Origin of the sequence: Micromonospora profundi, from assembly GCF_011927785.1 — a bacterium.
Lineage (GTDB): Bacteria > Actinomycetota > Actinomycetes > Mycobacteriales > Micromonosporaceae > Micromonospora > Micromonospora profundi.
The window spans coordinates 124,991-150,994 of the sequence record NZ_JAATJK010000001.1 but is presented as its reverse complement, the minus strand read 5'-3'; the positions used below and the strand labels follow the sequence as shown (position 1 = coordinate 150,994).

Sequence of the window (26,004 nt, the reverse complement as noted above, 5' to 3'; positions counted from 1 at the left end):
ATCCGGCCCGCCATCTCCCCTGACCGACCGACCTGACGAGGCACGATGAGCATCAGCACCCCGGGTGGCCCTGAGCGCCGCCCGACCGTGGTCAGCACCGGCAAGAAGCCGGCCGCAGGCCGGCCGACGTCCGGTTCCAAGGCCGGCTCCGGCAAGCCGGCGGGTAAGCCGGCCGGCAGCCCACGGGCAGGCGGCAAGGGCCCCCGCAAGCCGATCACGCCGGTCAAGGTGAGCCAGGGCCGGGCCTGGGGCCCGATCGCGCTCTTCGTCGCCGTGGGCGTGCTCGCGGTCGGCATCATCGGCGTCGCCGGCTGGGCCACGTTCCAGGGCGCCAAGTCGTGGGACGATCGGGCGAACTCCATCGACGGCATCGTCAACTACCGCAAGTCGGACCCGGAGAGCCTGAAGTACGAGGCCCACAAGTCCGGCCCGCTGACCTACAAGTACTCGCCGCCCACCGGTGGCGTGCACAACGCCGCCTGGCAGAACTGCATGGGTGACGTCTACGACGCCCCGATCGCCACCGAGCACGCGGTGCACAGCCTGGAGCACGGCGCCGTCTGGATCACCTACCAGCCGGGCCTGTCGCAGGACCAGGTCGACAAGCTCGCCGGCAAGGTTCGCGGCGTCGAGAAGATGATGATGAGCCCGTTCGAGGGTCTGGACAAGCCGATCTCCCTTCAGGCGTGGGGCTACCAGCTCAAGGTCGACAACGCCGACGACGGGCGGATCGACGAGTTCATCAAGACCCTGCGGGTGAACGCCTCCATCGAGGGTCCGACCGCACTGTGCAACCAGGGTGTGACGGCCACCGGCACCACGCCGCGTGACCTCCAGGCCCAGATGCCCACTCAGTAAGGACGGCGAATGACTGCGCCCACCACCACCGACAGCGAGCACGACGAGGCACCGGCGTTTCCGGATGACGCCGGCCGGGCGTCGGCCCGCCGCTACGGCGTCGGAGTGCTCGCCATCATGCTGGTGGTGGGCCTGCTACTCGGGTACGCGGGTGGCCTGCTGACCCCGCAGCTCACCCAACCCGGCGATGCCTCGGTCGAGGCGGGCTTCGCACGGGACATGACGACGCACCACACCCAGGCGGTGGAGATGAGCCTCACCGCGTACCGGTCGGCGACGCTGCCTGCCGTCCGCCAGATGGCGGTGGACATCGCCACCGGGCAGCAGGGCGAGATCGGTGCCATGCAGACCTGGTTGCGGGAGTGGGGCCTCAGCCCGACCGGGACGGAGCGGCCGATGGCCTGGATGTCCGACGGGGTGACCGTCAAGGACGGGCTGATGCCGGGGATGGCCACCCCGCAGCAGATGGCGGCGCTGCGCGACGCCCAGGGCATCGAGGTCGACAGGCAGTTCCTGGCCCTGATGATCAACCATCACCTGGGCGGGATCCACATGATCGACGCGGTGCTCGACGAGACCGGCAACGACGAGGTGCTGCGGGTGGCACGGACCATGAAGTCCACCCAGCAGACCGAGCTGAACAACCTCCGGCAGCTCCAGGCGCAGGCCAACGGCTGATCCGTCACACGGGCACAACGGGCCCGCGTCACCGCCGCACACGGGCGAGGGCGCGGGCCCCTTCGTGGGTTCTTGTAGGCTTAAGTCCGTTATGGGAGCTTTGAGTGTCACAGGCGATTACGTTGCTTAGAGAGTTTTCTCCCCACATATCGTGACCAGTTGCGATTCGGGCTCGTTGCCCAAGACGTGGGGGTTGCACTCAGAGACGCACGGCGTTCGGTCACCAGTTGGTGCCGACGCCACACCATCGGCGGTGACGGGGCGGTGGCAGCCGTCCGTCGCGGACAGCGGCAGGGCGAGCCGGGAATGCTCAGCCGCGAACAGGAACTCGAACTGATCGACGCGCTGCGGGGCGTCCACCCCGACGAGTTCGGCCTGGACGAAGAGCTGTGGACGAGGCAGAGCCTCACCACGCTCATCCAGCGCCGTTTCGACCTGCCGCTGGACGCAGGCGCCGTCGGGGCGTACCTGCGGGCCTGGGGGTTGGGTCCACGGGAACCGCGTGAGCGCGCCTGCGGGCTCTGCGTCAGCGCGGTCGAGCGCTGGGTACGCACCGAGTACCCGGCGATCACCCGCGCCGCCCAGGAACACCTGGCGGAGGTCTACTGGATCGGCCGCGTACGACTGCGCGGCACCATGCCGGCGGCCGACGTGATCTCCGCCGTCTCGTCCCGGGGCCGGGTGCGCTTCATGATCACCACGCCGACTGTCGACCCGCCGCTCCCCCGCGACTTCGTGCTGCGGCTCAGCGGCGAGGAGCAGCGCACCGTGCACCTGATCATCGACGGCTCCTGGCCGCGCAACGAGTGGCCGCGTCGACTGCCCCGGCGGATCGTCCTGCACCCGCTGCCCAGCTGCGGGCGGGCGATCGCTGCCTGAGCCGCGGTATCGGGCGACACGACCCTGTCGCCCGATACCGGTTCGGCGTACGCGGAGGAGGTTTGCTAGTCTTCTCCAGTCGCTGAGCCCCCGTAGCTCAGGGGATAGAGCACCGCCCTCCGGAGGCGGGGGCGCAGGTTCGAATCCTGCCGGGGGCACTCTTGCTAAGAAGTCCGACCAGCAGAAAAGGCCCCTGACCAGGGAAACCGGTCAGGGGCCTTACTCGTGTCTCCGGCTGCCAGCGGCCCATGGCGAGCATCTGTGCCACATCCGCGCCAATCCCGGACGCCGGTCAGTCGTACTCAACGCTGGCTCGACGCGCGTGATGCAGGGGTGTGTGCCAGCGGAGAGGCCTGGACCTCGGCCGTGAAGACGGCGGCGCGCGCCCACCGTCACAATACTTATCCCGCTTGTCGGTGAGTTTGTTATGCGCCCTGACGGATAACGGCGTCGTTAGTTCATTACCCCGATCGGTGTGACTGATCACGACCGATCACCCTTCGTGAATCTGACAGTCGACCCTACGCTAGTTGAGGGAGTTCACCGCTTTTATACGGTGAGCAAGTTCTTTGCCAGGGGGGCTAATGAGCATTTCTATTCCCGGAATTGACGTTGATTCCGGTCGCGGGGGCGGCCTGCACGTGCCGGCTGGCCAGGGAGTTACCAGATGGTTCTCCGGCGACGTCTACACGATGCGCCTCCAGGCGGCCCAGACCGGCGGCTCCATCGGCATCGTGGAGGCCAGCGTGCCACCAGGTGGCGGTCCGGTCCCGCATACCCACGCGGATCAGGAGGAGACCTTCTACCTGCTCTCCGGTGAGCTGGAATTCCTGGATGGCGAACGAACTTTCACTGCGGTCACCGGCGATGTCGTCCATATCCCACGAATGGTTCGCCATCGGTTCAAGAACGTCGGTCTGCACACGACGAAGTTGCTTTTCATCTACACGCCGGGCGGCGCGGAAGGGCTCTTCGTGGAAGGGGGCGACGAGCCCCGACCAGGTGTGCAGGTCGACAACTGGGGGCCGGAACGCTTTGACGAGCGCATGCTTGGTTTGTTCCACAAGTATGGTGTGGAGGCCGTGTAGCTTGCGGCTGGTCGATGGTCATCCTGCCGGGGTCGGCGTAGCGGTCCACCGCCGACCCGGGCGGGTCGGCGGTGGACCTTCGCTCAGTGCGCCTCGGCCGACACCAGCTTCACCGACGCCGCCGGCGCCGGGCCAGCGCCCGGCTCGTCGACCTCCGGGCGGCGTGTGAGCCACTTGTCGATCAGCAGGTTCAGGACCAGCCCGACGGCACCCCAGATGGCGATGACAAGCAGGTTCTGCCCGACGCCGACGCCGTCGAAGTAGCGCAGTGATCGGGCGATGTCGACAGCCGCAGGCAGCGGCAGTACGTCCTGGAGAGGCCGGAACACCTCGGGTACGAGGTACACCGACATGCCGCCGCCGGAGGCGGGCAAACCGGCCATCATCAGCACCACCATCATCGGGATGATCCCGGCCAGGCCGACGGTGCGGGTGAGAACTCCGGTGGCAAGGGAGACCGAGAAGATGGTCAGCGCCCCGTAGCCGATGAGTTCGAGGGCGTTGCCACTGATCGCGCCGATGAGGACGTCGAAGAGGAACCACAGCCAGACGGACATGCCGACCGCCCAGCCGGCCAGCAGCGGCAGGAACTGGGGCAGGCGGCGCACGTGCGGGGCGCCGCCGCGCAGGACGGCCAGGAACAGGAAGCCGGCCATGATCCACGACATGCCGACGTACATGCTGTTGCTGCCACCGGTGTCGGTGTCGCTCAGGGGCTGCACGTCGGTGAGCGTGAGCGGAAGCTCCTGGGCCGCGGCGATCGGTTGGAAGATCGCGCGGATCGTGGACTGCTGGCTGGGGTTGGCGGCGGACGCCGAGTAGAGCGTCGCCGGGGCGTCCGGTGCCGTCGGCAGGACGAAGGCGGCGACCACGTCACGGGCCTTGATCTGCTCGGTGGCCTGCTCGGCGCTGTCGGCGACGGTGACGTCGAGGATGCCGGTGAGCTGCGTGTTCAGGCCGTCGGCGGTCTGCTGAGCCAGTTCGGGGGTGGCGGCGACCACGACGACCGGGATGTCGTGCGGCTGCGGCTTGTGCATGGAGAAGCCCATGGCACCCACGACGACAACGAGGATGGCCAGTGGGAAGCCGGCCGCGGCGACGTACCGGAATCGCTTGGATCGCGGCGGCCCGCCGGCGAGGGCGGGGGCCTTCGCGTCGGGGTCGGGGATCGGCGGGACGCCGGGGATGACGTTCCCGGTCGCGCTGCGCTCCTTGAGCAGGCAGAGCGCGAGGGCAGCCACGATCCACACGGCCAGGACGACCAGGTGGGTGCCGAGGCCGTTGCCGTCGAAGTACAGGACCGAGCGCAGCGCCTCGCCGGCCGCCGGGAGCGGGAGCACGCCGTGCAGGAACTGGAAGAACCCCGGCATGTTGTGCACTGACAACGCGAGGTTCGACGCGGGCATGCCGAACACGACCCAGAGCAGCATGCCGGGCAGCACCGCGAGAGGGCCGACCACCTTGGAGAGCAGCAGCTGGGCCATGCCGACGGCTGCGGTGGCGAGCATGCCGACGCCGAGGAAGGTGAGGTAGTGGCCCTCGACGGCGCCCACGACAGGGCCGAGGATGAGCCAGATGATCGAGCTGGTGAACGCGGACCAGCCGGCCAGCACGGGCAGGAACCGTCGCAGCCGCAGCAGGTGGGGAACGCCCATCACCATGATGCTCAGCGGCACGTAGCCGGCCAGCATCATGCCCATGGCGGCGAACAGGACCGCGATGCCGGCCCGGTCACCGTCGGGCAGCGGCGCGACGTCCTCGGTGGTGGCCTGCCAGTTGTTCGCCACGGCCACCGGCGCGAGCAACTGCTGGACGGTGGCGCCCTGCGAGGCTCCGGCCGCCGAGGCGGTGAGGATTGTCGCGCTGTCGCCGCCGGGAGCGGGCAGGACCAGCGCGGCGGCGGCTTCCTGGTCGTGCAGCAGGTCGACAGCGTCGTCCCGGGTGGGCACCAGCGTGGCGTCGGTGGTGTTGCCGGGCGCGGCGTTGAGGCCGTCGACGATCGCCTGCGCGGTGGCACCGCTGCCGACGACCGCCACAGGCATGTCCCTGGGGTGCGGTGAGTGCATTGTCGCCATGTAGGTCGCGAACATCATCGTGACCATGAGGAACGGCATCACGAACAGGGCGACCATCCGGATGATGTGTTCCTTGCGGTCCGGGCCGGGCGGGCGGCCGTCGATCACGTCGGCAGCCTCGATCACGGCTTCGGTGTCCATGCACTCTCCAGATCGGTTTGTAAGCCAAGTGACTTACGAACTGTAGGCGGCGCAGGCCGGAACCGGGAATCCGGCTAGGTTGACCTGAGTCACATCCGGGGGCGAGAACAGCGAAGGAGCCGGGTCATGGGGCGGTCAGTGGCGGCACGCACCGCCCTGCTCGACGCTGCCGAGCGGCTCTTCGCCGAGTCGGGCGTCGCGGAGATCTCCGACCGCAAAGTCGCCGAGGTGGCCGGCAACACCAACCACTCTGCGGTGCGCTACTACTTCGGTGGACGCGAGGGCCTGCTCAAGGCGCTCATGGCCCGCCACGTGCACGACGTGGCGCAACAACGCGAGGGAATGGCTCCACCCGAGGACTCCGTCCTCGGCGACATACGCGGCCTCGTGGAGCCGAGCATGCGGGTGCTCGACCACCTGCCGCGACCGAGCTGGCGAGCCCGGTTCCTCGACCACGTGCTCCACAACCCCGCCACGCTGCCGCTCGTGCGGGAAGCCCAGGACACCACGCCACAGGCAGTGCACCTGCGCGCGTCACTCGCGGCACGGCTGCGGCACCTCGACCCGGACATCGTCGCCGGCCGCGCACGCCTGATCACCCGCATCGTCAGCACCGCGACCGCCGAAGTCGAGGCACGCGCCGAACGCGACGGCGAAGACCCCCGATGGCCGCAGGTCGGCGACTTCCTGGTCGACGCCATCGCCGGAATGCTCTCGGCCCCCATCAGCCGACCGGGTCGAACCGAGAGCTGACCCCGGCGCGCCGGCTCAACCGCCGACGTACGTGGCGAGGTGCTCGCCGGTGAGCGTCGAGCCGGCGGCGACGAGATCCGCCGGGGTGCCCTCGAAGACGACCTGCCCGCCGTCGTGACCGGCACCCGGACCCAGGTCGATGATCCAGTCGGCGTGCGCCATGACCGCCTGGTGGTGCTCGACGACGATCACCGACTTGCCGGAGTCGACGAGCCGGTCCAACAGGCCGAGCAACTGCTCGACGTCGGCGAGGTGCAGGCCGGTGGTCGGCTCGTCGAGGACGTAGACGCCACCCTTCTCGGCCATCCGCGTGGCCAGCTTGAGCCGCTGCCGCTCGCCGCCGGACAGGGTGGTGAGCGGCTGGCCGAGGCTGAGGTATCCGAGGCCGACGTCGGCGAGCCGGTCGAGGATGGCGTGCGCGGCAGGCGTACGCGCCTCGCCGTCGGCGAAGAATCGTTCCGCCTCGGTCACCGACATGGCCAGCACCTCGCTGATGGTGCGGCCACCGAAGCGGTATTCCAGGACCGAAGCCTGGAACCGCCGGCCCTCGCACTCCTCGCAGGTGGCCGCCACACCGGCCATCATTCCCAGGTCGGTGTAGATGACCCCGGCGCCGTTGCAGCCGGGGCACGCGCCCTCGGAGTTTGCGCTGAACAGCGCCGGCTTCACACCGTTGGCCTTCGCGAACGCCTTCCGGATCGGCTCCAGCAAACCGGTGTACGTCGCCGGGTTGCTCCGCCGCGACCCCCGGATGGCGCTCTGGTCGACGGACACCACGCCCTCCCGGCCGGACACCGAGCCGTGGATCAGCGAACTCTTGCCCGACCCGGCCACCCCGGTCACCACCACCAGCACACCCAACGGGATGTCGACGTCGACGTCGCGCAGGTTGTGGGTGCTCGCGCCCCGGATCTCCAGCAGACCCGACGGCGTCCGTACGGACGGCTTCACGCCGGCCCGGTAGTCGAGGTGCCGGCCCGTGAGGGTGTCGCTGGCCCGCAGCCCGGCAACGGTGCCCTCGAACACCACCTCGCCACCTGCCGTACCGGCGCCGGGGCCGAGGTCGACCACGTGGTCGGCGATGGCGATGGCCTCCGGCTTGTGCTCGACGACAAGCACGGTGTTGCCCTTGTCGCGCAGCCGCAGCAGCAGGTTGTTCATCCGCGCGATGTCGTGGGGGTGCAGACCGATGGTCGGCTCGTCGAAGACGTAGGTGACGTCGGTGAGCGACGACCCGAGGTGGCGGATCATCTTGGTGCGCTGCGCCTCGCCGCCGGAGAGGGTGCCCGACGGCCGGTCCAGGGACAGGTAGCCCAGCCCGATCTCCTCGAACGAGTCCACCAGGTGTTGCAGCCCGGCGAGCAGTGGGGCGACCGAGGAGTCGTCGATGCCCCGGACCCAGCCGGCCAGGTCGCTGATCTGCATGGCGCAGACGTCGGCGATGTTCTTACCGTTGATCTTCGAGGACCGGGCCTCCGCACTGAGCCGGGTGCCGCCGCACTCGGGGCAGGTCGTGAACGTCACCGCCCGCTCCACGAAGGCGCGGATGTGCGGTTGCAGCGTGTCGACGTCCTTGGAGAGGAACGACTTCTGGATCTGCGGGATCAGACCGACGTACGTCAGGTTGATGCCGTCGATCTTGATCTTGGTCGGCTCCCTGTGGAGCAGGTCCTGCAACTCCTTCTTGTTGAACTTGCCGATCGGCTTGTCCGGGTCGAAGTAGCCACAACCACGGAAGATGCGGCCGTACCAGCCCTCCATGCTGTAGCCGGGGATGGTGATGGCGCCCTCGTTCAGCGACTTGCTGTCGTCGTAGAGCGCGGACAGGTCGAAGTCGGTGACGGAGCCCATGCCCTCGCAGCGCGGACACATGCCGCCCAGCCTGTTGAATGTCGCCTTCTCGGTCTTGGTCTTGCCGGCGCCGCGCTCGACGGTGATCGCTCCGCTCGCCCGGACCGACGGGACGTTGAAGGAGAACGCGTTCGGCGAGCCGATGTGCGGCTGCCCGAGCCGGCTGAAGAGGATGCGCAGCATCGCGTTGGCGTCCGTGGCGGTGCCGACTGTCGATCGGGCGTTGGCGCCCATCCGTTCCTGGTCGACGATGATCGCCGTCGTCAGCCCGTCCAGCACGTCGACCTCGGGCCGGGCCAGCGTCGGCATGAACCCCTGCACGAAGGCGCTGTACGTCTCGTTGATCATGCGCTGTGACTCGGCGGCGATGGTGCCGAACACGAGCGAACTCTTGCCCGAACCGGAGACGCCGGTGAAAACCGTCAGACGGCGCTTCGGCAGCTCGACGGTGACGTCCTTGAGGTTGTTGACGCGCGCGCCCTGCACCCGGATCAGGTCGTGGCTGTCGGCGGCGTGCTTGCTCATCGTCTCTCCATCTGTCGGGCGGGCGTGCCCCGGCTGGCCGGCGCTCGTCGGGTCGCGCTTGAGGTGACACCAGGGCCACCCATGCCGCTTCGACCCGTGGCGGTCACGGTAGGCCCGGTCGCGTGACCTGCGCTTCTCGATTTCTGACCGGTCTGGTCACCTGTTTGGCGGTGCAGGACGGCATGCCCTCCGTCGCTCCTGCCGCCTGCCGGCGGTAGGTGCTCGGTGGCACGCCGACAAGCTCGGTGAAGCGGGTGCTGAAGGTGCCGAGCGACGAGCAGCCGACAGCGAAACAGACGTCGGTGACGCTGAGGTCACCGCGCCGCAGCAGGGCCATCGCGCGCTCGATGCGGCGGGTCATGAGATAGCTGTACGGAGATTCGCCGTAGGCGAGCCGGAACTCCCGACTGAGATGCCCGGCTGACATGTGCACACCCCTGGCGAGCGCTTCGACATCCAGCGGCTGCGCGTATTCCCTGTCGATCCGGTCACGCACACGGCGCAGCCGCGCCAGATCGTCGAGACGCGATGCGGCAGGTCTGCTGCTCATCTGGAAAATCGTGCCACACACCACCGACAAACCTGGATCACCGAAGCGCGGCGCGCGGCCAGGCCGGGGCGAGCCACTCACGGGCGTACCGTCAGGTGGTTTCGCGGCGGGCTCGGGCCCGGCGCTTGCCCTCGTGCATGGCCTGCACCCGGGCCACCGGGATGGTCCGCCCCTCGGCCACCAGGTCGGCGGGCAGCGACTGCGGCGCCGGCATCAGCGCGGCCCACGGGTCGGTCTCGGCGACGAGCGGCGGCACGGTCCGGATGGTGAAGTCCGCCGGGGTCACAGCGGTCAGGTCGGCCCAGTCGACAGGGAACGACACAGGCATCCCGGGACGCAGCCGGGGGCTGTACGCGGCGACGACAGTCGCACCGCCGGATCGGGTGGCGTCCACGAAGACCTTGCCGCCCCGGTCCTCCTTGATGTACGCCGTGGTGGCGAGGGCCGGATCCAGCCGTTCGGCGCGGACGGCGAGCGCGCGGGTGGCGGCGGCCAATTCCTCCGCCGTGGGCTCACCGGCGATCGGGACGAAGACGTGCACGCCCTTGGCGCCGCTGGTCTTTACCGCTCCGGCCATACCGGCGTCGGTGAGCGCCTGGCGGACAAGCAGGGCCGCGCCGACCGCCGCAGCGAAGCCGTCGCCCTCGGGTGGGTCCAGGTCGAGCACCAGGTGCGTGGGGCGGTGCAGGTCGGCTGCGGTGGCGAGCGTCGGGTGGTATTCGACGGCCCTCTGGTTGGCGAACCAGAGCAGGGTCCGCCGGTCGTCGCAGAGGGCGTACGAGATCTCGCGATGCGAGGCCTCGGCCCAGACCGGCACGCGGCGGACCCAGTCCGGGGTGTACTTCGGCAGGTTCTTCTGCATGAACGGCGGCTGCCCCGGGCGGACCCTGATCACCGACAGAGGCCGGTCCCGCAGTTGCGCCAGGATCTGCTCCCGGACCGCGTCGAGGTAGTCGACCAGGTTCCGCTTGGTCGCGTCGGCGCGGTCGGACAGCGGCTGGTCCAGGTTGGTCAGGGCCACGCCGTCCCGGGTCTCGTCAGCCTCGGTCACCCGATCACCCTCCCGGCCGGGGGACTGCCGGTCAACCGGACGCGGCGCTTCGACGCGGGAAGATTGCGGCGGTCCGCGCGGGGCAGCGTGGCCAGCGAGAGCAGCAGCGCGGTGACCACCAGGGCGGCGGCCACTGCGAACGCGGCCCGGTAGCCGCCGGCCAGCGCGGCCACCTCGTCCCAACCGGCGGTCCGCAGACCGTCGGCGCGCACGGCGGCCAGCGTGCTCAGCGCCGCCAGGCCGACCGCGCCGCCGACCTGCTGGGTGGTGTTCGCCAGCCCCGACGCGAGCCCGGCGTCCGCGTCGGTCGCCCCGGCCATGGCAAGGGTGGTGACGGCCGGCAGGGTCAGACCGCCGGCAACCCCGAAGACCACCATCGCGGGGAGTACGTCGGTGAGGTAGCCGCCGTCGACGGGAAGCCTGGCGAGCAGCAGGAAGCCGACGGTCGCCAGGCCGAGCCCGGTCACCAGCACGCTCCGGGCGCCCCAGCGGGCGATCAGCCGAGCGGCGAGGCCGAGCGAGATCACGGCGATCACCACAGGGGTGGGCAGGAAGGCCCAGCCGGTGGCCGCCGCGTCCAGCCCGAGGACCAGTTGCAGCTCCACGGCGAGCAGGAACTGGAAACCGAAGTACGCGGCGACCATGAGGAACTGCACGCTGTTCGCGGCGACCAGGCCTGGTACGCGCAGCACCCGACCCGGCAGCAGCGGGGTCGACGCCGTGCGCTGGCGGACGGCGAACCCACCGAGCAGCAGCGCGGCGAGCGCCGCCGCTCCGAGGGTCCGGCCGCTGGTCCAGCCGTTCTCGGCGGTGCCGACGATGCCCAGCACTGCGGCCATCAGGCCGGAGGTGGCGAGCAGTGCCCCCGGTACGTCGAGGCCAGCCCGCAGGCCGATCCCCCGTTCGGCGGGAAGGGTGCGGACGGCGGCGACCAGGATGAGCGCTCCGATCGGCAGGTTGACCAGGAAGATCGACCGCCAGCCGGCCAGCTCGGTGAGCAACCCGCCGGCCACCGTCCCGATCGACGCGCCGGCTGCGCCGGTGAAGCTGAAGACCGCGATGGCGCGAGCCCGCTCGGCCGGCTCGGGATAGAGCCGGACGATCATGCCGAGGCTCACCGCCATTGCCAGCGCGCCGCCGACGCCCTGCCCGAACCGCGCGGCCACGAGCTGGCCCGGCCCGGTGGCCACCGCACAGCCCAGCGAGGCCAGCGTGAACAGTGCGACGCCGGCCAGGAAGACGCGCCGCCGGCCCAGCAGGTCGCCGAGGCGGCCGGCGAGCAGCAGCAGTCCGCCGAACGCGACAAGGTAGGCGTTCACCACCCAGGCGAGGCCGGGCGCGGTGAAGCCCAGGTCGCGCTGGATGGCGGGCAGCGCGACCGCCACCACGCTTCCGTCCAGAATGATCATCAGGCTGCCGGCGCAGAGCACGAGCAACGCAGGCCAGCGGGGCGGAACGACCCGGTCCATGAAACTCCTCCTTGGTGCACGCTTTGTTACCGACGTCATCGTCTGTGACCATGGGCCGGAGCGGAAGGAGGCACTGTTGTGTCCCAGAGGAACAGCGATGTGTCCGCCCCCGTCGCCGCAGAGCTGACCTGCGCGGCCGGGGACGTGCCGTTCACTGCCGGGCAGGCCCGGGCGTGCACCGTCCGCGAGGTGCTGGACCGGGTCGGCGGCAAATGGAGCATCAGCATCCTGGTTGTCGCCTCCAACGGGCCGGTGCGCTTCACCGAGCTGGAGCGGCACATCGAGGGCATCAGCCGCCGGATGCTCACGCTGACGCTGCGTAACCTGGAACGCGACGGCCTGCTGCACCGCCGGGTCTATCCGACAGTGCCGCCCAAGGTCGAGTACACGGCCACGCCGATGGCGCTGGAGCTGTACGAGTCCCTGGTCGCCCTGACCAACTGGGCCGAGAGGCATCGCCTGGCCATCGCCGAGGCGCGGACCAGGTACGACAGGGAACACGCCGGATAAACGCGGCCCGGGTGTGGGGAACACCACGAGGGTTTTCTGACCGATCGGTCAGGGTCTGACCGATCGGTCAGGCATGCTGGTCTGCGGAGGTGGACCAGCGATGGCCAGAGCAGTTTCCGCGACGCACGGTGACATCCTCGCCGCCGCGGCGCGGCAGTTCGCGGTAAGCGGATACCGGGGCACCTCCCTGCAGGACATCGCCCGCGAGGTCGGCTGCTCCAAGGCCACAGTGCTCTACCACTTCGCCAACAAGGAAGCCCTCCTCGCCGAGCTGATGGCACCGGCCATCGCGATGCTGCGAGACCTTGACGACCAGCTCACCGACCGCACCGGCACGGACAGCCAGGAGGCCGCCGCCACCGGCTTCGTCGACCTCGCCGTCCGCTTCCGGCGGGAGATCGCGCTCCTGCGCGGCGAATTCGCCGAACTGCTCTGCCAGCCGGCCTTCGCCCACATCCAGCAGATCTCCGAACGCCTGCGCGACGCCATGGCCGGGCACTCCGACCAGCCAGCCGCCCAGATCACCGCATTCGTGCTGCTGGCCGGCATCCCCGAGGCGTGCGCCGAGTTCGCCGACGTACCCGACGACGAACTGCGCGTCGCCCTGCTCACCCTCGTACGGCGGGCCATCACACCCGTCGAGGCAACCCTGCAACACCTTCCAACGACCGAGGACAAGGACTCCTGATGGCCACCCTGCTCTACCGGCTCGGCCGGGGCGCGCTGCGCCGGCGACGGCTCGTCGTCGCGCTCTGGCTCGTCGTACTCGTCGCCGCCGGTCTGGCTGCGGCGACGCTGCGCGGCCCGACGGCGAGCAACTTCACAATGCCCGGCACCGAGAGCCAGCGCGCCCTCGACCTGCTCGCCGAGCAGTTCCCCGCGGCCAGCGGCGCCACCGGCACAATCGCCGTCAAGGCGCCAGCGGACGGCCAACTGGCCAGCCCCGAGGGCCAGGCCGTGGTCAAGGGACTGGTCCAGGAAGCCGCCACGCTGCCCGGCGTGGTCGGTGCTGTCGACCCGCTCCAGGTCGGCGCGGTCTCGCCCGACGGCCGGTACGCGCTGGTCCAGGTCCAGTTCGCCAAGGGCTCCGACGGGGTGACCGACGAGCAGCGCACCGCGTACGAGAACGTCGGTGCCGCCGCCGAGGCGCAGGGCTGGCAGGTCGCCCCCGGTGGCGAGGTGCTCGGTGGCGAGCCGGAGGTCGGCTCCACCGAGGCGCTCGGTGTACTGGTGGCCGCCATCGTCCTGTTCATCACGTTCGGGTCGCTGGTGGCGGCCGGAATGACGATGCTCAACGCGCTTATCGGCGTGGGAGTCGGCATGGCCGGCCTGTTCGCGCTGAGCGGTGTCATCGAGCTGACCAGCACCGCGCCGATCCTGGCGCTGATGCTCGGCCTGGCGGTCGGCATCGACTACTCGCTGTTCATCACCTCCCGGCACCGACAGAACCTGCTCGACGGCCTCTCACCGGAGGAGGCGGTCGGCCGTGCTGTCGGTACCGCCGGCTCCGCCGTGGTCTTCGCGGGCGCCACAGTGGTCATCGCCCTGGCCGGGCTGGCCGTGGTGAACATCCCGTTCCTCACCGTGATGGGTCTCGCCGCGGCCGGCACTGTCACAGTGGCGGTGCTCGTCGCGATCACCCTCCAGCCCGCGCTGCTCGGCTTCGCCGGTCACCGGGTACTCCCCCGACGGCTGCGCGCCGGTGCCGCCGGGGCGGCTGCGCCGGTCGACGATGCGAACCTCGACGACCGGCCGGAGGCCGCGACCGCGCCGGCCGAGGACCAGTCCACGTTCGGTTTCCGCTGGGCGCGGCTCGTCACCCGGTTCCGCGTACCCGTCATCCTGCTCGGCCTGGTCGGCCTCGGGCTGCTCGCGCTGCCCACCCCGGACATGCGGCTGGCTCTGCCGGACCCCTCGACGGCGGCCGTCGGCTCACCTCAGCGCGTGTCGAGCGACCTGACCACCGAGGGATTCGGGCCCGGCTTCACCGGCCGGCTCGCGGTTGTGGTCGCCGGGGACACGCCGGAGGCCACCTCGGCTGCCGTGCCACAGGTCACCACCCTGCTCCAGGGCACCGAGAACGTCCTCGCGGTGGCCCCGCCGCAGGTCAGCCCGGACGGCCGGACAGCGCTGCTCGGCGTCGTACCCAAGACCGGCCCGACCGACGAGGCCACCGAGACCCTGGTGAACCAGATCCGTGGCTCGGTACGGGAAATCCCCAACGCGGACGTGCTGCTCACCGGCGTCACGGCTGTCGGTATCGACGTCTCCGAGAAGCTGTCCGACGCGCTGCCGGTCTACCTGCTGCTTGTGGTCGGGCTCTCGGTGCTGCTGCTGATGCTCGTGTTCCGCTCGGTGCTGGTGCCGATCAAGGCCGCGCTGGGCTTCCTGCTCACCGTCGCCGCCACGTTCGGCATCACTGTCGGTGTCTTCCAGCAGGGCCACCTCGCGGACCTGGTCGGCCTGGACACTCCGGCCCCGCTGATCAGCTTCCTGCCGATCCTGCTCATCGGCATCCTGTTCGGCCTCGCCATGGACTACGAGGTCTTCCTGGTGTCGCGTATGAGAGAGGACTACGTGCACGGCGAGACCGCGCGGCAGGCCACGATCAGCGGCATGGGCCACGGCGCCCGGGTGGTCACCGCCGCCGCCCTGATCATGATCTCCGTGTTCGGTGGCTTCGTCTTCCTCGAAGACCCGGTGATCAAGTCGATGGGCTTCGCGCTCGCCATCGGTGTGGCCATCGACGCCTTCGTGGTCCGCATGACGATCGTCCCCGCCGTGATGTCCCTGCTCGGCGACCGGGCGTGGTGGCTGCCGCGTTGGCTGTCCCGTGTCCTGCCCAACGTCGACATCGAGGGCGAAAAGCTCCGCACGGAGCTGAATGACCGGGCCCCGTCCCGGGTCTGACACCCCATTAGTCGATCATGGAGTTGTGGTGCCCGTTGCGCCCCGATACAGGCACTTCGTCCGGCACCACAACTCCATGATCGACGCCAGCAAGGGCCGTTACACCCCGGCCGGGTACGTCTCCATCTCCCCTGGGGCCGCGGGGACCGGCAGCGGGTGTAGGGCTGTTGTCTCGTCGCACCAGATCAACGCGTCGTAGCGTTCACCGAGCCGCGTCGGCACGTAGTTGCCCCAGGACTCGAACGACGGGTCGTAGACCACACCGATCGCCCGGTGGTCCGCCGTGTCGGTGACCCAGCCCGGCTGGTCGCCATCGAAGACGAGGACCGCCCGGTCCGGCATCAGCTCGTGCAACCGCCGCTCCACCGAACCTTCCCGCGCCGGCGGCACCACCATCGGCTCCGGCGGCGAGCCCCAGCGGGGAGCGGCGATCACAGTGCCCCGATAGGTGCCGAACCCGATAAGCGTCACCGCGTCGTCGCCGTGCCGCTCCCGGGCCAACTGCCCGATGTTGACCATCCCGTCCGCGGCCATGTCGGTGGCCCGCGCGTCCCCGACGTGCGTGTTGTGCGCCCAGACGATCCCGCGGGCGTCCGGGCCGTACCGTTGCAGCAGCCGATCCAGGGTGTCCTGCATGTGGGTGTCGCGGATGTTCCAGGAATCCGGGCCACCGGCGACCATCGCCCGGTAATACCGTTCCGCGCCGGCCACCACCTCGGCGTTCTGCCAGGCCGAGAAGCGGTCCGGGCCGTCGGCGAGAGCGTGTTCCCGGGTACGCGCCAGCAGCCGGATCACCTCCTCCTCGCACCGCGCGGAGACGAAGCGGCTGGCCGCGCCGTAATCCTCGACCCGTTTGCCGTACGGCTCGAAGCACCGGTACGCGTCCTGCGCCGCCTCCAGCGACTTCGGGTCCTCCTCCCCCAGGTAGTCGAAGATCGCCTGCATCGACTCCCAGAGGCTGTACACGTCGAGCCCGTGGAACCCGGCCCGCTGCTGCTCCGGCCTCTCCAGATTCCAGGCCCGCAACCAGCTGCAGAACCGCGCCACCTCGGCGTTCGCCCACATCCACGTCGGCCACCGCTCGAAGCGTTCGAGTGCGTTCTGCGGCTCCAGCGCCCCGCCCGGCGCGGCGGTGACCGAGCGGTGCACCCGGTCGCAGTCGGGCCAGTCGCCCTCCACGGCCACGAACGAGAAACCGCACTCCGCGATCAGCCGGCGGGTCAGCTGCTCACGCAACCGGTAGTAGTCGTAGCTGCCGTGGGTGGACTCGCCGATCATCACCACCCGGGAGTCCCGTACGCGCTCCAGCAACGGGTCGAAGTCGCTCGGCGCGCCGAGCCGCTGAACCAGCATGGCAGCGGCTACCCGGCGACCGCTTCGACAAACCGTCGGCGCGCCGTGGGCCGACACGCCGCGCGACCGGCGGCTTTGACCGCGCTGGCGAGCCGGCCGCCGGGCGCGTCGTTCGCGGTCCGGCGACGGGCCGCCGCCACCCGGCTCGCCCCGGTGTACGCCCGGGGCGAGCGGGTAGCCAGCCCGGCATGACCGTCACCGGGCTGCAGTTGCAGGAGTACCTGGCCGGGCTCGACTACCCGGTCTCCCGCGAGGACCTGTTCCGCTGGGCGCAGGAGAACGGGGCCAGCACGGTGTTGTTGCAGATGGTGCAGGCGTTGCCGGCGGAGCAGTTCGAGTCGCCGGACGAGCTCGCCGCCGCGCTGACCACCCTCTCCTGAAACGGCCCCGGACCAGGGCCCGGGCCCACCTCTGCTCGCGGTCCCGGGCCCCGGGCGTCAGCGAGCGTGCAGCAGGCGGAACAGCACCAGCCACTGCTCCGGCCACACGTACCCGACAGGGGTGTCGGCCGCGATCCGCGTGGCCCGCAGAGCCGCGGCGACCCGGGCCGGCGGGTGGTGCCGGCGCAGGGACGCGGCAAGCGACCCGCCCAAGCCCTCGAAACCCACCGACACCAATCGCCGGTACGCCGGCAGTGCCGCCCACGGCAGCAGCGGTTCCGCGCGCCGTTCGATCCGCAGGATCCCGGCGTCCACGGCGGGCACCGGACGGAACGCGGTACGCGGCACGCGCCCTGCGAGACGCCAGTCGACCTCCGGCCACGTCGACACTGTGAGCCGGGTCCACCGGCCGTAGTCGCCGCTGCGCCGCCGGGCGTACTCCAGTTGGGTCAGCAGGGTGGCCGAGCGTAACCGGGGCGCGGCCAGGCACCACCGCACCACGGCGGAGGTCAGCGACCACGGGATGTTGCCGACCACAGCGAACGGCTCCGGTGGAGGCTCGGCGGCCAGGAAGTCTGCCTGCCGGTGCTCGACATTGGGCAGGGCGGCACAGACCGCTGCCAGCTCCCGGCCGGCGGCCGGGTCGACCTCGTACGCCGTCAGGTGCCCACAGCGTGCGGCGAGCGGCCGGGTCAGCTGGCCTCGGCCGGCACCGACCTCCAGCACGGGCCCGGCCGGGTCGGGGTCGGCGGCGCGTACCAGCCGCTGTACGGCCGACCTGTCGACGAGGAAGTTCTGGCTGAGTACGCGACGGGATCGGTCACGTTCGGTTGATCGGGAGTTGCGGGGCGCCACGGGTCGTCGTCCTGTCTGTCGCCGTTCGGCGACGGGCTGGACAGGCAGCCGTCATTGCGGGCCTGTCCGAAGGAATCGGGACTCGGACGGCCCTGGGCGATGACACGGGTACGCGAAAGTTCGGCAGCACGATGCTTGCCGTGGACGTGAGTCGATCAGCGGTGGTGGGGCTGGGCCCCGGCCAACCGCGTGGGTGGACCGATCAGCGGCGGGTCGCGTCCCGGCCGGCCAGGGCCGGACGCCGGACTCGCGGACGGGACACCAGCAGGGCGCCCCAGGCGGCCGGCGCAACGGCCCCCTCGATCAGTGCATGCGTGAACATGCCCGCACCCTACCGATCCCCCACCCGCAACCCCACCGATTTCCCGCCCCACCGCGCGCCTCTCATCACCTCGTTGATCATGAGGTTGGCGGGCCGGAGCGGCGTTCCAGCCCCCACTAACCTCATGATCAACACGAGAGGGTGGGGCGGGGCGGGAGAGGACGGGGGGTTACGGGACGGGGACTGTGCGGGAGGTGGTGCGGGCGGATTCGGCGGCAGCGAGGATGGTGACCACCTCGCGGCCGAAGCGGACGTCGCAGCGGTGGTCGCGGGTGCCGGCGCGCACCTGCTCGATGAGCTGGTCGATTGCCACCCCGAATGCGGTGGCGGCGTCGTACTCGCCGTGCGGAACGGTTTCGATGCCGTTCTCGCCGTAGAACACGAACTCCCGGGCCATCGCCTCGCGCGGGGCGTCCAGGGACAGCGCGGCACTGCTGGTGGCGCCGCCCTCGTGGGTGAACAGCAGGTGCACCATGCCGCTCGGACCGTCCATGGCGGCCACCTGGGTCACCCGGCCGAGCACCGGCAGGAGGATCGAGAGCGCGTGCGGGGCGATGTCCCAGAGCGCGCCGTGCTCCCGCCGCCACAGCGAGCCGCCGTACGGGCTGCCGTCCTGGAAGATCGACGCGAACGCGGTGGTCCGCCCGTGCTGCCAGCCACCGGCTGCGGCGGTCGCGGCGAGGAACGCTGTGACGTTCGGCTGGAACCGCTGGGTGAAGAAGACGACCGAGGCGACCCCGGACGCCTCGGCTGCGGCGACGACACGGTCGGCGTCGTCGACGGTGAGCGCCAGCGGCTTGTCCAGCAGCAGGTGCCGGCCGGCAGTGGCCGCCCGTACCGCGATGTCGGCCTGGATGTCCGGCGGCAGCGCGACGGCGACGGCCTCGCACTGCTCGATGAGGGCGTCGATGTCGTTGTACGTCGGCACCCCGTACATCTCGCCGAGCGAGGCGGCCCGCTCCGGGTTGCGCCCCCACACCCCGACGAGTTCCGCGTCCGGGTGTGCGTGCAGCGCCTTCCCGTGCGTCTCGATCGCCCAGTGACCGGTGCCGAACAAGCCGAACCGCAGCACGTGTACCTCCGCCGTCGTCCCACCGCGGCGACGCCACGGCCCTGATCCACGCTAGTCGCCGCACCGGGCGTGCCGGCGGCGGGTTGACCAACGCAGCGCCAGGGTGGTCGTGGTGACCGGCGCAGCCGGCAGCTGTCGCGTCGGGGAACGCGACGACACTCAACCGACGACAGCGAGGCAGGATCGTGGGGTACTACGACGGTTAGTAGGCTGTGCCGGTGACCGAGGCAACGATCGGGTGGGGCCGATGACCAGCGCGGCGGCGGCCAACTCCCCGGTGGACGGGATCATCGCGACGGTATCGATCGTGCTGTCGCTGCTCGTCGCGGTGTGGGCGCTGGTCGTGGCGATACGTCAGCGGCCACCGGACCGGGTGCAGTTCGCCGGCCTGGCCCTGCTGGAGCTGGCGCTGGTAGTCCTGAGCGTGCTCGCGCTCGTCGCGATCGGTGGCGGCGACCGACCTGGTGAGCCCGGCGCGTTCTTCGGCTATCTGGCCACGCTGGTCTGCCTGCCACCGCTGGCCTGGGTGCTGGCCCGGATGGAGCCGACCCGGTGGGGTTCCGCGATCGTCTGCGCGGTCTGCCTGGTGACCCCGGTGGTGGTGGTCCGGTTGCAACAGACCTGGGAGGTGCTCGGTGGTTGAGACACAGCCGACCCGCCGCGCCACGAACAGCGGTCCGGGCCGCCTGCTGATCGCCGTCTACCTGATCTTCGCTATCGCGGCGACCAGCCGGGCCGGCCTCCAGATCGCCACGAAGTTCGACGAGGCGCCGGTGGCGTACCTGCTCTCCGCTGTCGCCGCGCTCATCTACATCGTGGCCGCGGTGGGGCTGGCCCGTGCCGGCCACGCCGGCCGGCGCGTGGCGCTTGCCTGCTGCGCGGTGGAGCTGGTCGGGGTCGTCACGGTCGGCGTTCTGAGCCTGGTCGACAGGGAACTCTTCCCCGACGAGACGGTGTGGTCGCAGTTCGGCAGCGGATACGGCTACATCCCGCTGGTGCTGCCGGTGCTCGGCCTGTTCTGGCTCTGGCGAACCCGCCGCGACCCGGCCTGACCGCAAGACGCGGCCCGACCGCAAGGCACGGCCCGACCGCACGAACGCGGCCCGCCAGGTTCAACGCACGACGAGGACGCTCCCTGGTGCAGGGTGCGTCCTCGTCGGGAGAACCATCAGGCCCGCGGGCCACCGGCGACGTAGATGACCTGGCCGGAGACGAACCCCGCGCCCTCGCTGGTCAGGAACGAGATGGTGTGCGCGACGTCCTCCGGGCGGCCCGGGCGGCGGACCGGGATCTCGGCGGCTGCGTGCTTCTGGAAGTCCTCGAAGTCGACCTTCATCCGGGCGGCGGTGGCCGCCGTCATGTCGGTGACGATGAAACCGGGGGCGACCGCGTTGGCTGTCACCCCGAACGGCCCCAGCTCGATGGCGAGCGTCTTGGTGAAGCCCTGGAGGCCCGCCTTGGCGGCGGCGTAGTTCGCCTGGCCCCGGTTGCCCAGGGCGGAGGTGCTGGAGAGGTTGACGATCCGCCCCCACTTGCGCTCCACCATGTGCTTCTGAGCGGCCTGGCTGAACAGGAACGCGCCGCGCAGGTGCACCCCCATGACCGTGTCCCAGTCGGAGTTGGTCATCTTGAACAGCAGGTTGTCGCGGAGCACGCCTGCGTTGTTCACAAGCACTGTGGGCGCGCCCAACTCGGCGGCGACCCGCTCGACGGCAGCCTCGACCTGTGCCCGGTCGGACACGTCGGCACCCACGCCGAGGGCGCGACCGCCCGCGCCGGTGATGGCCTCTACCGTCTCCTTGGTTGTCGACTCGTCGATGTCGACGACGGCGACTGCCATCCCGTCGGCGGCCAGCCGCTGGGCGGTGGCCGCACCGATACCGCGTGCGGCTCCGGTGACGATGGCGACGCGGGGCTCCGACATGACTACCTCCGGGTAACTTGGGGTCGATCGAAGGAGCTTAACCCCGGAGCCTTCCGGCCGAGGTCACCAGGCTGAGCCACGGCAGAGCCTGATCCACCGGTAGCCGTAACCGGCCACCTTGACCGCCCCGAGCTTGCCCAACTCGCCGTAGCCACGGTCGCTGAGCACGTCCATCGGCATGTCGGCCTCCGGTTCGAGGCTGCTCAGGTCCACTTCGACGTCGTCGGTGCCGAGGTTGTGCACGAACACCATGGTCCCGGTCGGCCCGTCCGCCCGGTGCGCCAGCACGCCGGCCGGCATCGACACGTCGATGTGGGTGGTCGAGCCGGAGCCGATCTCGGGCGCCTCGCGCAGCGTGCGGATCATGCGTTCGAACCAGGCGAACAGCGACTTCGTGTCGCTGGTCTGGGCCGTGACGTTTACCTGCTGGTAGCTGAACTCACCCTTGTCGATGACCGGGCGGACAAGCTTCTCCGGGTCCGCCGTGGAGAAGCCGGCGTTCGTCGCGTAGGACCACTGCATCGGGGTACGGATCGCCTCCCGGCCGGGCAGCGACAGATCCTCCCCCATGCCGATCTCCTCGCCGTAGCGCAGCACCGGCGTGCCGCGCATGGAGAACTGGAGGGCGTACGCCAGCTCGATGCGCCGCCGGTCGTTGCCGAGCATCGGGGCCAGCCGTCGGCGGATCCCCCGGTCGTAGATGCGCATGTTCTCGTCCGGGCCGAACTCGGCGTACACCTGGTTGCGTTGTTCGGTTGTCAGCCGGGACAGGTCGATCTCGTCGTGGTTGCGCAGGAAGGTGGCCCACTGCCCGCCGACCGGCAGCTTCGGGGTGTCGCGCAACGCCTCGATCAGCGGCTCCGGGTCGTGCCGGGCAAGGGCGAGCACGAGCCGGCCGTTGAGCATGAAGTCGAAGAGCATGTGAATCCGGTTGCCGGAGCCGCTGCCGTCGCCGAAGAACGTGGGCAGTTCGTCGGGTTCGACGTTCGCCTCGGCCAGCAGGACGGCGTCGCCACGGCGCCACTGCACGTGCTGGCGCAGCTCGGTGATGAACTCGAAGTCCTTTGGCGACTTCGGGTTGCCCGGCTCGGTCAGCTCGATGATGAACGGCACCGCGTCCATCCGGAAACCGGAGACGCCGAGCTGGAGCCAGAACGACATGATCTTCTTGATCTCGGCGCGGACCTGCGGGTTTGACACGTTGAGGTCGGGCTGGAACTTGTAGAAGCGGTGGTAGAACCAGGCCTTGGCGGTGCGGTCGTACGTCCAGGTCTCGTTCTGCTCCCCGGGGAAGACCATGCCCTGGTGGCGGTCCGCGGGCTCCTGGTCGGACCAGAGATACCAGTCGCGGTACGGGGAGTCCGGCGAGGATCGGGCGGACTGGAACCACGGGTGCTCGTCGGAGGTGTGGTTGACCACCAGGTCGATGATCACGCGGATGCCCCGGTTCTGTGCCTGGTGCAGCAGCTCGGCGAAGTCGCCGAGGGTGCCGAAGCGCGGGTCCACGTTGTAGAAGTCGGTGACGTCGTACCCGTCGTCACGGTTGGGCGAGGGGTGGATGGGGTGCAGCCACAGACACGTCACGCCCAGCCGGGCCAGGTAGTCCAGTCGGCTCATCAGGCCGCGGATGTCGCCGACCCCGTCGCCGTCGGAGTCGGCGAACGTGTCGATGTCGAGGCAGTAGACAACGGCTTCGGAATACCAACGGTCACCCATGCCGTCCAAACATGTCCGATTGATCATCGCGGCAAACCCGCCGGGTACGGTTTCCCTCATGGCGTTCGAGCTCGTACCACCGAGTGAGCCGTTGGACTGGGTCCGGGGCACCTGGCTGCACCCGCCGGTGCGCACCGAGCACGGTCCAAACGGTGAACTGCTTGTCGAGCCCGCGGCCGAGAGTGACCTGTGGCGGCGGACAAGCTACGGCTTCGTCCACGAGGACGCCCCGGCCCTGCTCGCGCCGCTGCCTGTCGGCACCGCCATGGAGGTTAGCTTCGCCCTCGAACTCACCGAGCAGTTCGACCAGGCCGGCGTCCTGGTGTGGGTGGACGAGCGGACCTGGACCAAGGCCGGCGTCGAGGTGAGCGACGGCGACCTGCAACTCGGCGCGGTGGTGACGCGGGAGTTCTCCGACTGGTCGGTGGCACCGGTGCCGGAGTGGGCGGACCGGGTGGTCACGGTCCGGGTCAGCCGGGCCGGCGACGCGCTCACCGTCCGGGCCCGGGTGGACGAGGAGCCGTGGCGACTCGTCCGACTGACGCCGCTGGACCCGGAGTCACAGGTCACCGCGGGCCCGTTCTGTTGCGCGCCCTCGCGGACCGGGCTCGTCGTGCGGTTCACCGGCTGGCGGCAGGGGCCGGCCGACACGGCGGTGCACCCCGAAGACTGATGGCCGGGCGGGCGGCGGAGGTCGGCCCGAGCGGGTGGACGGGGTCACCGGCAGGTGTGCATCGCCCGGTCTGCGGGTAGAGGTTCCTGATCCCCGTTGCCGGCCCGGAAGGACGACCAATGGCGTACGCCCAGGCGGGTGACCCGTCCGAGTTCACCGGGTTGACCGGTTGGGTGGCCTCCGTGATCGAGGCGATGGGTCCGGCCGGCGTCGCCCTGCTGGTGGCGCTGGAGAGCATCATTCCACCGATCCCCAGCGAGATCGTGCTGGCGATGGCCGGCTACCTGGCCCACGAGGGCCAGTTCAACGTCTTCCTCGTGACGCTCGCCGCGACGGTCGGTTCGCTTGTCGGCGCGCTGGTGCTCTACTGGCTGGGCGCGGCGCTGGGCGAGGAGCGTCTCAAGCGCTGGCTGGACCACATCCCGCTCGTGGATCGCGACGACCTGGAGAAGGCCGACCGCTGGTTCGAGCGGCACGGCCGGTGGGCGGTGCTGATCGGCCGGGTCGTGCCGGTGGTGCGAAGCCTGGTCTCCGTCCCGGCCGGGGCGAACCGGATGCCGCTGGGCGAGTTCATCCTGCTCACCACGATCGGCAGCGGCGTGTGGAACGGCCTCATCGTCGGCGCCGGCTACGTGCTGGGCAGCCGCTGGCAGGACGTCGAGCGCTACAGCGACTGGTTCAACTACGGCATCATCGCGGTCTTCGTGGTCATGACTGCCAGCTGGGCGATCCGGAAGATCCGCCGGCGCCGGGGACGCGACGACCGGCGGTCGGTGACCGCCGGTCGCTGATCTGCGTCCGCCTCAGCTGAACTGGGCGCTGATCGACGTGAACTCCCACGTGTTCTGCGCGATGCCGGAGCAGTTGGAGACGACTCCCCCGCCAGGGCACGGCCGGTCCCGGTTGACCGACCAGAACGTGAACCGGCTCAGCCCGCGCGCCTTTGCCCAGTCACGGATCTGGGCCCAGGTGGCCGGCGTGGTCAGCTCCTGCTGGTCGGAGAGCCCGTTCATGCCGGAGATGCCCATGTGGGCGTACGCCGTCGCGTCGGACCAGCCGAAGGCCGTCTTCAGCGTGTTCTTCAGTCCTTCGGCCGCGTTGACGGTGCTCTGGTACATGTTGGCCCCGCCACCGAAGTCGAACGGCATGATCGTGAAGGTGTCGATGTTGGCGCCGAGCGCGGCGGCCTGGTTGATCAGCCGGGTGCCGTAGTACGACGGGCCGGTGGTCGAGGTGCCGAACGTGATGATCGTCTTCAGGCCCGGGTTGTTCTGCTTGACGATCTTCAGCGCGCCGAGGATCCGGTCCTGCACGACCTCGTTCTCGAACTCGTCGCTGTTCTCGATGTCGATGTCGATCGCCTTGAGCCCGAACGCGTTGATCACCTGTTGGTACGCGCCGGCCAGGGCGCTGGCCGAGGAGCAGTTCGGGCCGAGCTTGTTGCCGCTCCAGCCGCCGATGGACGGGATCACGTCGCCGCCTGCCGCCCGAATGGCCGCGATGGTGTTGGCGTGCACGCCGCCAGTGAGCGGGCCGCCACCGTCCCAGGCGGGCGTGCAGCCGCCGCCGGAGAGCACGAACGCGATGGTGAACCACTTGACGCCGGTCGCCGACATGACTGTCGCCGGTGCGGGCGGGTCACCCCAACCCGGGTAGAGGTAGGGCGCGACGGCCATCGAACCGCCGCCGCCGGTGCACCCTGTGGTGCTCGCGGCGACAGCCGACGACCGTGGCGACTCCCCTGCCGAGTTGTACGCGGCGACCGTGTAGCTGTGCGCCGAGCAGGCGGCCAGGCCGGACACCGTCGCCGACGTGCCGGTGACAGTGGCACGGACCGTCGAACCCTCGTACACGCGGTAGCCGGTCACCGTGCCGCTCACCGCGTTCCAGGCCAGCGACACCGCCGACGCGGTGGTGCCGGTGACGCGCAGTCCGCCGGGCGTTGCGGGGGCGCCCGGGGTGGTCGGACCGCCAGCGCAGGGTGAGCCGTTGACTGTGCAGTTGGTGGGGTCCCCGGTGCCGGCGACGACGAAGCCGAACGAGGTGCTCGCGCCGGCACCCAGCGCGCCGTTCCAGGACTGGTTGCGGGCGGTCACGTGCTGGCCCGAGCTGCTCACCACCGCGTCCCAGGCCGACCCGATCGTGCTGCCCGCGGACAGGTCGAACTGGACGTTCCAGGAGGTGATCGACGTGGACGTGTTGTTGGTGACGGTGAACTTCGCCTCGTACCCGCTGCTCCAGCTGCTGGTGCGGACGAAGGCGGCGGTGGCAGCGGACGCGGCCTGCGGCGCGACGACGGTGGTCGCCACCAGCGCGGCGGCCAGCGCGACGGCGAACGTCGCCGCGCGGGGGGATCGGAGTTTCACGTGGC

24 protein-coding genes and 1 tRNA gene are annotated in these 26,004 nt (G+C 70.2%); 14 read left to right on the top strand and 11 right to left on the bottom strand.

The features are described 5' to 3' along the window. The first annotated feature begins 45 nt into the window (after nt 1-45). The 5 genes from F4558_RS00710 to F4558_RS00690 all read left to right on the top strand — a co-directional run bounded on the left by F4558_RS00710 (nt 46) and on the right by F4558_RS00690 (nt 3,503). The gene (locus F4558_RS00710; RefSeq protein WP_167942902.1) at nt 46-858 is read left to right on the top strand and encodes a thioredoxin-like domain-containing protein; all 813 of its coding nucleotides are present in this window, start codon (nt 46-48) and stop codon (nt 856-858) included. A gap of 9 nt (nt 859-867) precedes the next feature. Beyond that, the gene (locus F4558_RS00705) at nt 868-1,536 is read left to right on the top strand and encodes a DUF305 domain-containing protein (RefSeq protein ID WP_167942901.1); all 669 of its coding nucleotides are present in this window, start codon (nt 868-870) and stop codon (nt 1,534-1,536) included. Nucleotides 1,537-1,722: 186 nt separating this feature from the next. After that, nucleotides 1,723-2,415 carry a winged helix-turn-helix domain-containing protein gene (locus F4558_RS00700; protein WP_053655626.1) on the top strand — a complete coding sequence of 231 codons (693 nt, stop codon included), beginning with the start codon at nt 1,723-1,725 and terminating at the stop codon, nt 2,413-2,415. Nucleotides 2,416-2,501: 86 nt separating this feature from the next. Further along, a tRNA-Arg gene (locus F4558_RS00695) sits at nt 2,502-2,573 on the top strand. 426 nt (nt 2,574-2,999) lie between these two features. Further along, nucleotides 3,000-3,503: a cupin domain-containing protein gene (locus tag F4558_RS00690; protein ID WP_157552498.1), complete on the top strand. Its 504-nt coding sequence runs from the start codon at nt 3,000-3,002 to the stop codon at nt 3,501-3,503. A gap of 83 nt (nt 3,504-3,586) precedes the next feature. Here F4558_RS00690 and F4558_RS00685 read toward each other — a convergent pair whose 3' ends face one another. After that, nucleotides 3,587-5,719 (bottom strand): DUF3533 domain-containing protein, encoded by a 2,133-nt coding sequence (locus F4558_RS00685; protein WP_082377456.1) that lies wholly within the window; start codon nt 5,717-5,719, stop codon nt 3,587-3,589. A 126-nt stretch (nt 5,720-5,845) separates the two neighbouring features. On the opposite strand from F4558_RS00685, the gene F4558_RS00680 reads away from it, so the two are divergent. After that, on the top strand, nt 5,846-6,472 hold the full coding sequence (locus F4558_RS00680) for a TetR/AcrR family transcriptional regulator (RefSeq protein ID WP_053655625.1): 627 nt from the start codon (nt 5,846-5,848) through the stop codon (nt 6,470-6,472). A gap of 15 nt (nt 6,473-6,487) precedes the next feature. On the opposite strand, the gene F4558_RS00675 is transcribed toward F4558_RS00680, so the two are convergent. The 4 genes from F4558_RS00675 to F4558_RS00660 all read right to left on the bottom strand — a co-directional run bounded on the left by F4558_RS00675 (nt 6,488) and on the right by F4558_RS00660 (nt 11,918). After that, entirely contained in the window at nt 6,488-8,848 is a 2,361-nt protein-coding gene (locus F4558_RS00675) for an ATP-binding cassette domain-containing protein (protein WP_053655624.1), read from the bottom strand. Nucleotides 8,849-8,951: 103 nt separating this feature from the next. Continuing rightward, nucleotides 8,952-9,398 (bottom strand): helix-turn-helix transcriptional regulator, encoded by a 447-nt coding sequence (locus tag F4558_RS00670; protein ID WP_053655623.1) that lies wholly within the window; start codon nt 9,396-9,398, stop codon nt 8,952-8,954. 91 nt (nt 9,399-9,489) lie between these two features. Beyond that, on the bottom strand, nt 9,490-10,449 hold the full coding sequence (locus tag F4558_RS00665; RefSeq protein WP_167942900.1) for a DNA polymerase domain-containing protein: 960 nt from the start codon (nt 10,447-10,449) through the stop codon (nt 9,490-9,492). Continuing rightward, nucleotides 10,446-11,918, bottom strand: a complete 1,473-nt coding sequence (locus F4558_RS00660) for an MFS transporter (RefSeq protein ID WP_053655621.1) — start codon at nt 11,916-11,918, stop codon at nt 10,446-10,448. Before F4558_RS00660 ends, F4558_RS00665 begins: the two co-directional genes overlap by 4 nt. Nucleotides 11,919-12,041: 123 nt before the next feature. On the opposite strand from F4558_RS00660, the gene F4558_RS00655 reads away from it, so the two are divergent. The 3 genes from F4558_RS00655 to F4558_RS00645 all read left to right on the top strand — a co-directional run bounded on the left by F4558_RS00655 (nt 12,042) and on the right by F4558_RS00645 (nt 15,338). Further along, on the top strand, nt 12,042-12,428 hold the full coding sequence (locus F4558_RS00655; protein ID WP_053655676.1) for a winged helix-turn-helix transcriptional regulator: 387 nt from the start codon (nt 12,042-12,044) through the stop codon (nt 12,426-12,428). A gap of 100 nt (nt 12,429-12,528) precedes the next feature. Further along, nucleotides 12,529-13,116, top strand: coding sequence for a TetR/AcrR family transcriptional regulator (locus F4558_RS00650; protein WP_053655620.1), 588 nt, complete (start codon nt 12,529-12,531; stop codon nt 13,114-13,116). Beyond that, nucleotides 13,116-15,338, top strand: a complete 2,223-nt coding sequence (locus F4558_RS00645) for an MMPL family transporter (protein ID WP_053655619.1) — start codon at nt 13,116-13,118, stop codon at nt 15,336-15,338. Before F4558_RS00650 ends, F4558_RS00645 begins: the two co-directional genes overlap by 1 nt. 99 nt (nt 15,339-15,437) lie before the next feature. On the opposite strand, the gene F4558_RS00640 is transcribed toward F4558_RS00645, so the two are convergent. Next, complete coding sequence (locus F4558_RS00640; protein WP_053655618.1) at nt 15,438-16,691, bottom strand: erythromycin esterase family protein; 1,254 nt, start codon at nt 16,689-16,691, stop codon at nt 15,438-15,440. Nucleotides 16,692-16,879: 188 nt separating this feature from the next. On the opposite strand from F4558_RS00640, the gene F4558_RS00635 reads away from it, so the two are divergent. Continuing rightward, a complete protein-coding gene (locus F4558_RS00635) occupies nt 16,880-17,071 on the top strand; it encodes a DUF2795 domain-containing protein (protein ID WP_053655617.1) in 192 nt (63 codons plus the stop codon). A gap of 57 nt (nt 17,072-17,128) precedes the next feature. On the opposite strand, the gene erm is transcribed toward F4558_RS00635, so the two are convergent. Further along, nucleotides 17,129-17,926 carry an ErmE/ErmH/ErmO/ErmR family 23S rRNA (adenine(2058)-N(6))-methyltransferase gene (gene erm / locus F4558_RS00630; RefSeq protein WP_053655616.1) on the bottom strand — a complete coding sequence of 266 codons (798 nt, stop codon included), beginning with the start codon at nt 17,924-17,926 and terminating at the stop codon, nt 17,129-17,131. Nucleotides 17,927-18,417: 491 nt separating this feature from the next. After that, entirely contained in the window at nt 18,418-19,317 is a 900-nt protein-coding gene (locus F4558_RS00625; RefSeq protein WP_167947152.1) for a Gfo/Idh/MocA family protein, read from the bottom strand. A 250-nt stretch (nt 19,318-19,567) separates the two neighbouring features. On the opposite strand from F4558_RS00625, the gene F4558_RS00620 reads away from it, so the two are divergent. Together F4558_RS00620 and F4558_RS00615 are read left to right on the top strand one after the other, a co-directional pair. Then, nucleotides 19,568-19,963: a hypothetical protein gene (locus F4558_RS00620; protein ID WP_053655615.1), complete on the top strand. Its 396-nt coding sequence runs from the start codon at nt 19,568-19,570 to the stop codon at nt 19,961-19,963. Further along, complete coding sequence (locus F4558_RS00615) at nt 19,956-20,372, top strand: hypothetical protein (protein WP_053655614.1); 417 nt, start codon at nt 19,956-19,958, stop codon at nt 20,370-20,372. Before F4558_RS00620 ends, F4558_RS00615 begins: the two co-directional genes overlap by 8 nt. 116 nt (nt 20,373-20,488) lie before the next feature. Here the strand turns inward: F4558_RS00615 and fabG are convergent, their stop codons facing one another. Together fabG and F4558_RS00605 are read right to left on the bottom strand one after the other, a co-directional pair. Continuing rightward, the gene (gene fabG, locus F4558_RS00610; protein ID WP_053655613.1) at nt 20,489-21,244 is read right to left on the bottom strand and encodes a 3-oxoacyl-ACP reductase FabG; all 756 of its coding nucleotides are present in this window, start codon (nt 21,242-21,244) and stop codon (nt 20,489-20,491) included. A gap of 63 nt (nt 21,245-21,307) precedes the next feature. After that, entirely contained in the window at nt 21,308-22,960 is a 1,653-nt protein-coding gene (locus F4558_RS00605) for an alpha-amylase family protein (RefSeq protein WP_167947150.1), read from the bottom strand. Between the two features lie 58 nt (nt 22,961-23,018). On the opposite strand from F4558_RS00605, the gene F4558_RS00600 reads away from it, so the two are divergent. Both F4558_RS00600 and F4558_RS00595 read left to right on the top strand, forming a co-directional pair. Beyond that, complete coding sequence (locus tag F4558_RS00600; protein ID WP_167942899.1) at nt 23,019-23,633, top strand: DUF1349 domain-containing protein; 615 nt, start codon at nt 23,019-23,021, stop codon at nt 23,631-23,633. Between the two features lie 119 nt (nt 23,634-23,752). Further along, nucleotides 23,753-24,424 carry a DedA family protein gene (locus F4558_RS00595; protein WP_167942898.1) on the top strand — a complete coding sequence of 224 codons (672 nt, stop codon included), beginning with the start codon at nt 23,753-23,755 and terminating at the stop codon, nt 24,422-24,424. 12 nt (nt 24,425-24,436) lie between these two features. Here F4558_RS00595 and F4558_RS00590 read toward each other — a convergent pair whose 3' ends face one another. After that, entirely contained in the window at nt 24,437-25,999 is a 1,563-nt protein-coding gene (locus F4558_RS00590; RefSeq protein WP_167942897.1) for a cellulose binding domain-containing protein, read from the bottom strand. Nucleotides 26,000-26,004: the final 5 nt, after the last annotated feature.

Coding starts and splice junctions, on each gene's coding strand:
- F4558_RS00710 (WP_167942902.1), top strand. CDS start 46: ATGAGCATCAGCACCCCGGGTGGCCCTGAGCGCCGCCCGACCGTGGTC.
- F4558_RS00705 (WP_167942901.1), top strand. CDS start 868: ATGACTGCGCCCACCACCACCGACAGCGAGCACGACGAGGCACCGGCG.
- F4558_RS00690 (WP_157552498.1), top strand. CDS start 3,000: ATGAGCATTTCTATTCCCGGAATTGACGTTGATTCCGGTCGCGGGGGC.
- F4558_RS00685 (WP_082377456.1), bottom strand. CDS start 5,719: ATGGACACCGAAGCCGTGATCGAGGCTGCCGACGTGATCGACGGCCGC.
- F4558_RS00680 (WP_053655625.1), top strand. CDS start 5,846: ATGGGGCGGTCAGTGGCGGCACGCACCGCCCTGCTCGACGCTGCCGAG.
- F4558_RS00675 (WP_053655624.1), bottom strand. CDS start 8,848: ATGAGCAAGCACGCCGCCGACAGCCACGACCTGATCCGGGTGCAGGGC.
- F4558_RS00670 (WP_053655623.1), bottom strand. CDS start 9,398: ATGAGCAGCAGACCTGCCGCATCGCGTCTCGACGATCTGGCGCGGCTG.
- F4558_RS00660 (WP_053655621.1), bottom strand. CDS start 11,918: ATGGACCGGGTCGTTCCGCCCCGCTGGCCTGCGTTGCTCGTGCTCTGC.
- F4558_RS00650 (WP_053655620.1), top strand. CDS start 12,529: ATGGCCAGAGCAGTTTCCGCGACGCACGGTGACATCCTCGCCGCCGCG.
- F4558_RS00645 (WP_053655619.1), top strand. CDS start 13,116: ATGGCCACCCTGCTCTACCGGCTCGGCCGGGGCGCGCTGCGCCGGCGA.
- F4558_RS00640 (WP_053655618.1), bottom strand. CDS start 16,691: ATGCTGGTTCAGCGGCTCGGCGCGCCGAGCGACTTCGACCCGTTGCTG.
- F4558_RS00635 (WP_053655617.1), top strand. CDS start 16,880: ATGACCGTCACCGGGCTGCAGTTGCAGGAGTACCTGGCCGGGCTCGAC.
- F4558_RS00620 (WP_053655615.1), top strand. CDS start 19,568: ATGACCAGCGCGGCGGCGGCCAACTCCCCGGTGGACGGGATCATCGCG.
- fabG (WP_053655613.1), bottom strand. CDS start 21,244: ATGTCGGAGCCCCGCGTCGCCATCGTCACCGGAGCCGCACGCGGTATC.
- F4558_RS00605 (WP_167947150.1), bottom strand. CDS start 22,960: ATGGGTGACCGTTGGTATTCCGAAGCCGTTGTCTACTGCCTCGACATC.
- F4558_RS00600 (WP_167942899.1), top strand. CDS start 23,019: ATGGCGTTCGAGCTCGTACCACCGAGTGAGCCGTTGGACTGGGTCCGG.
- F4558_RS00595 (WP_167942898.1), top strand. CDS start 23,753: ATGGCGTACGCCCAGGCGGGTGACCCGTCCGAGTTCACCGGGTTGACC.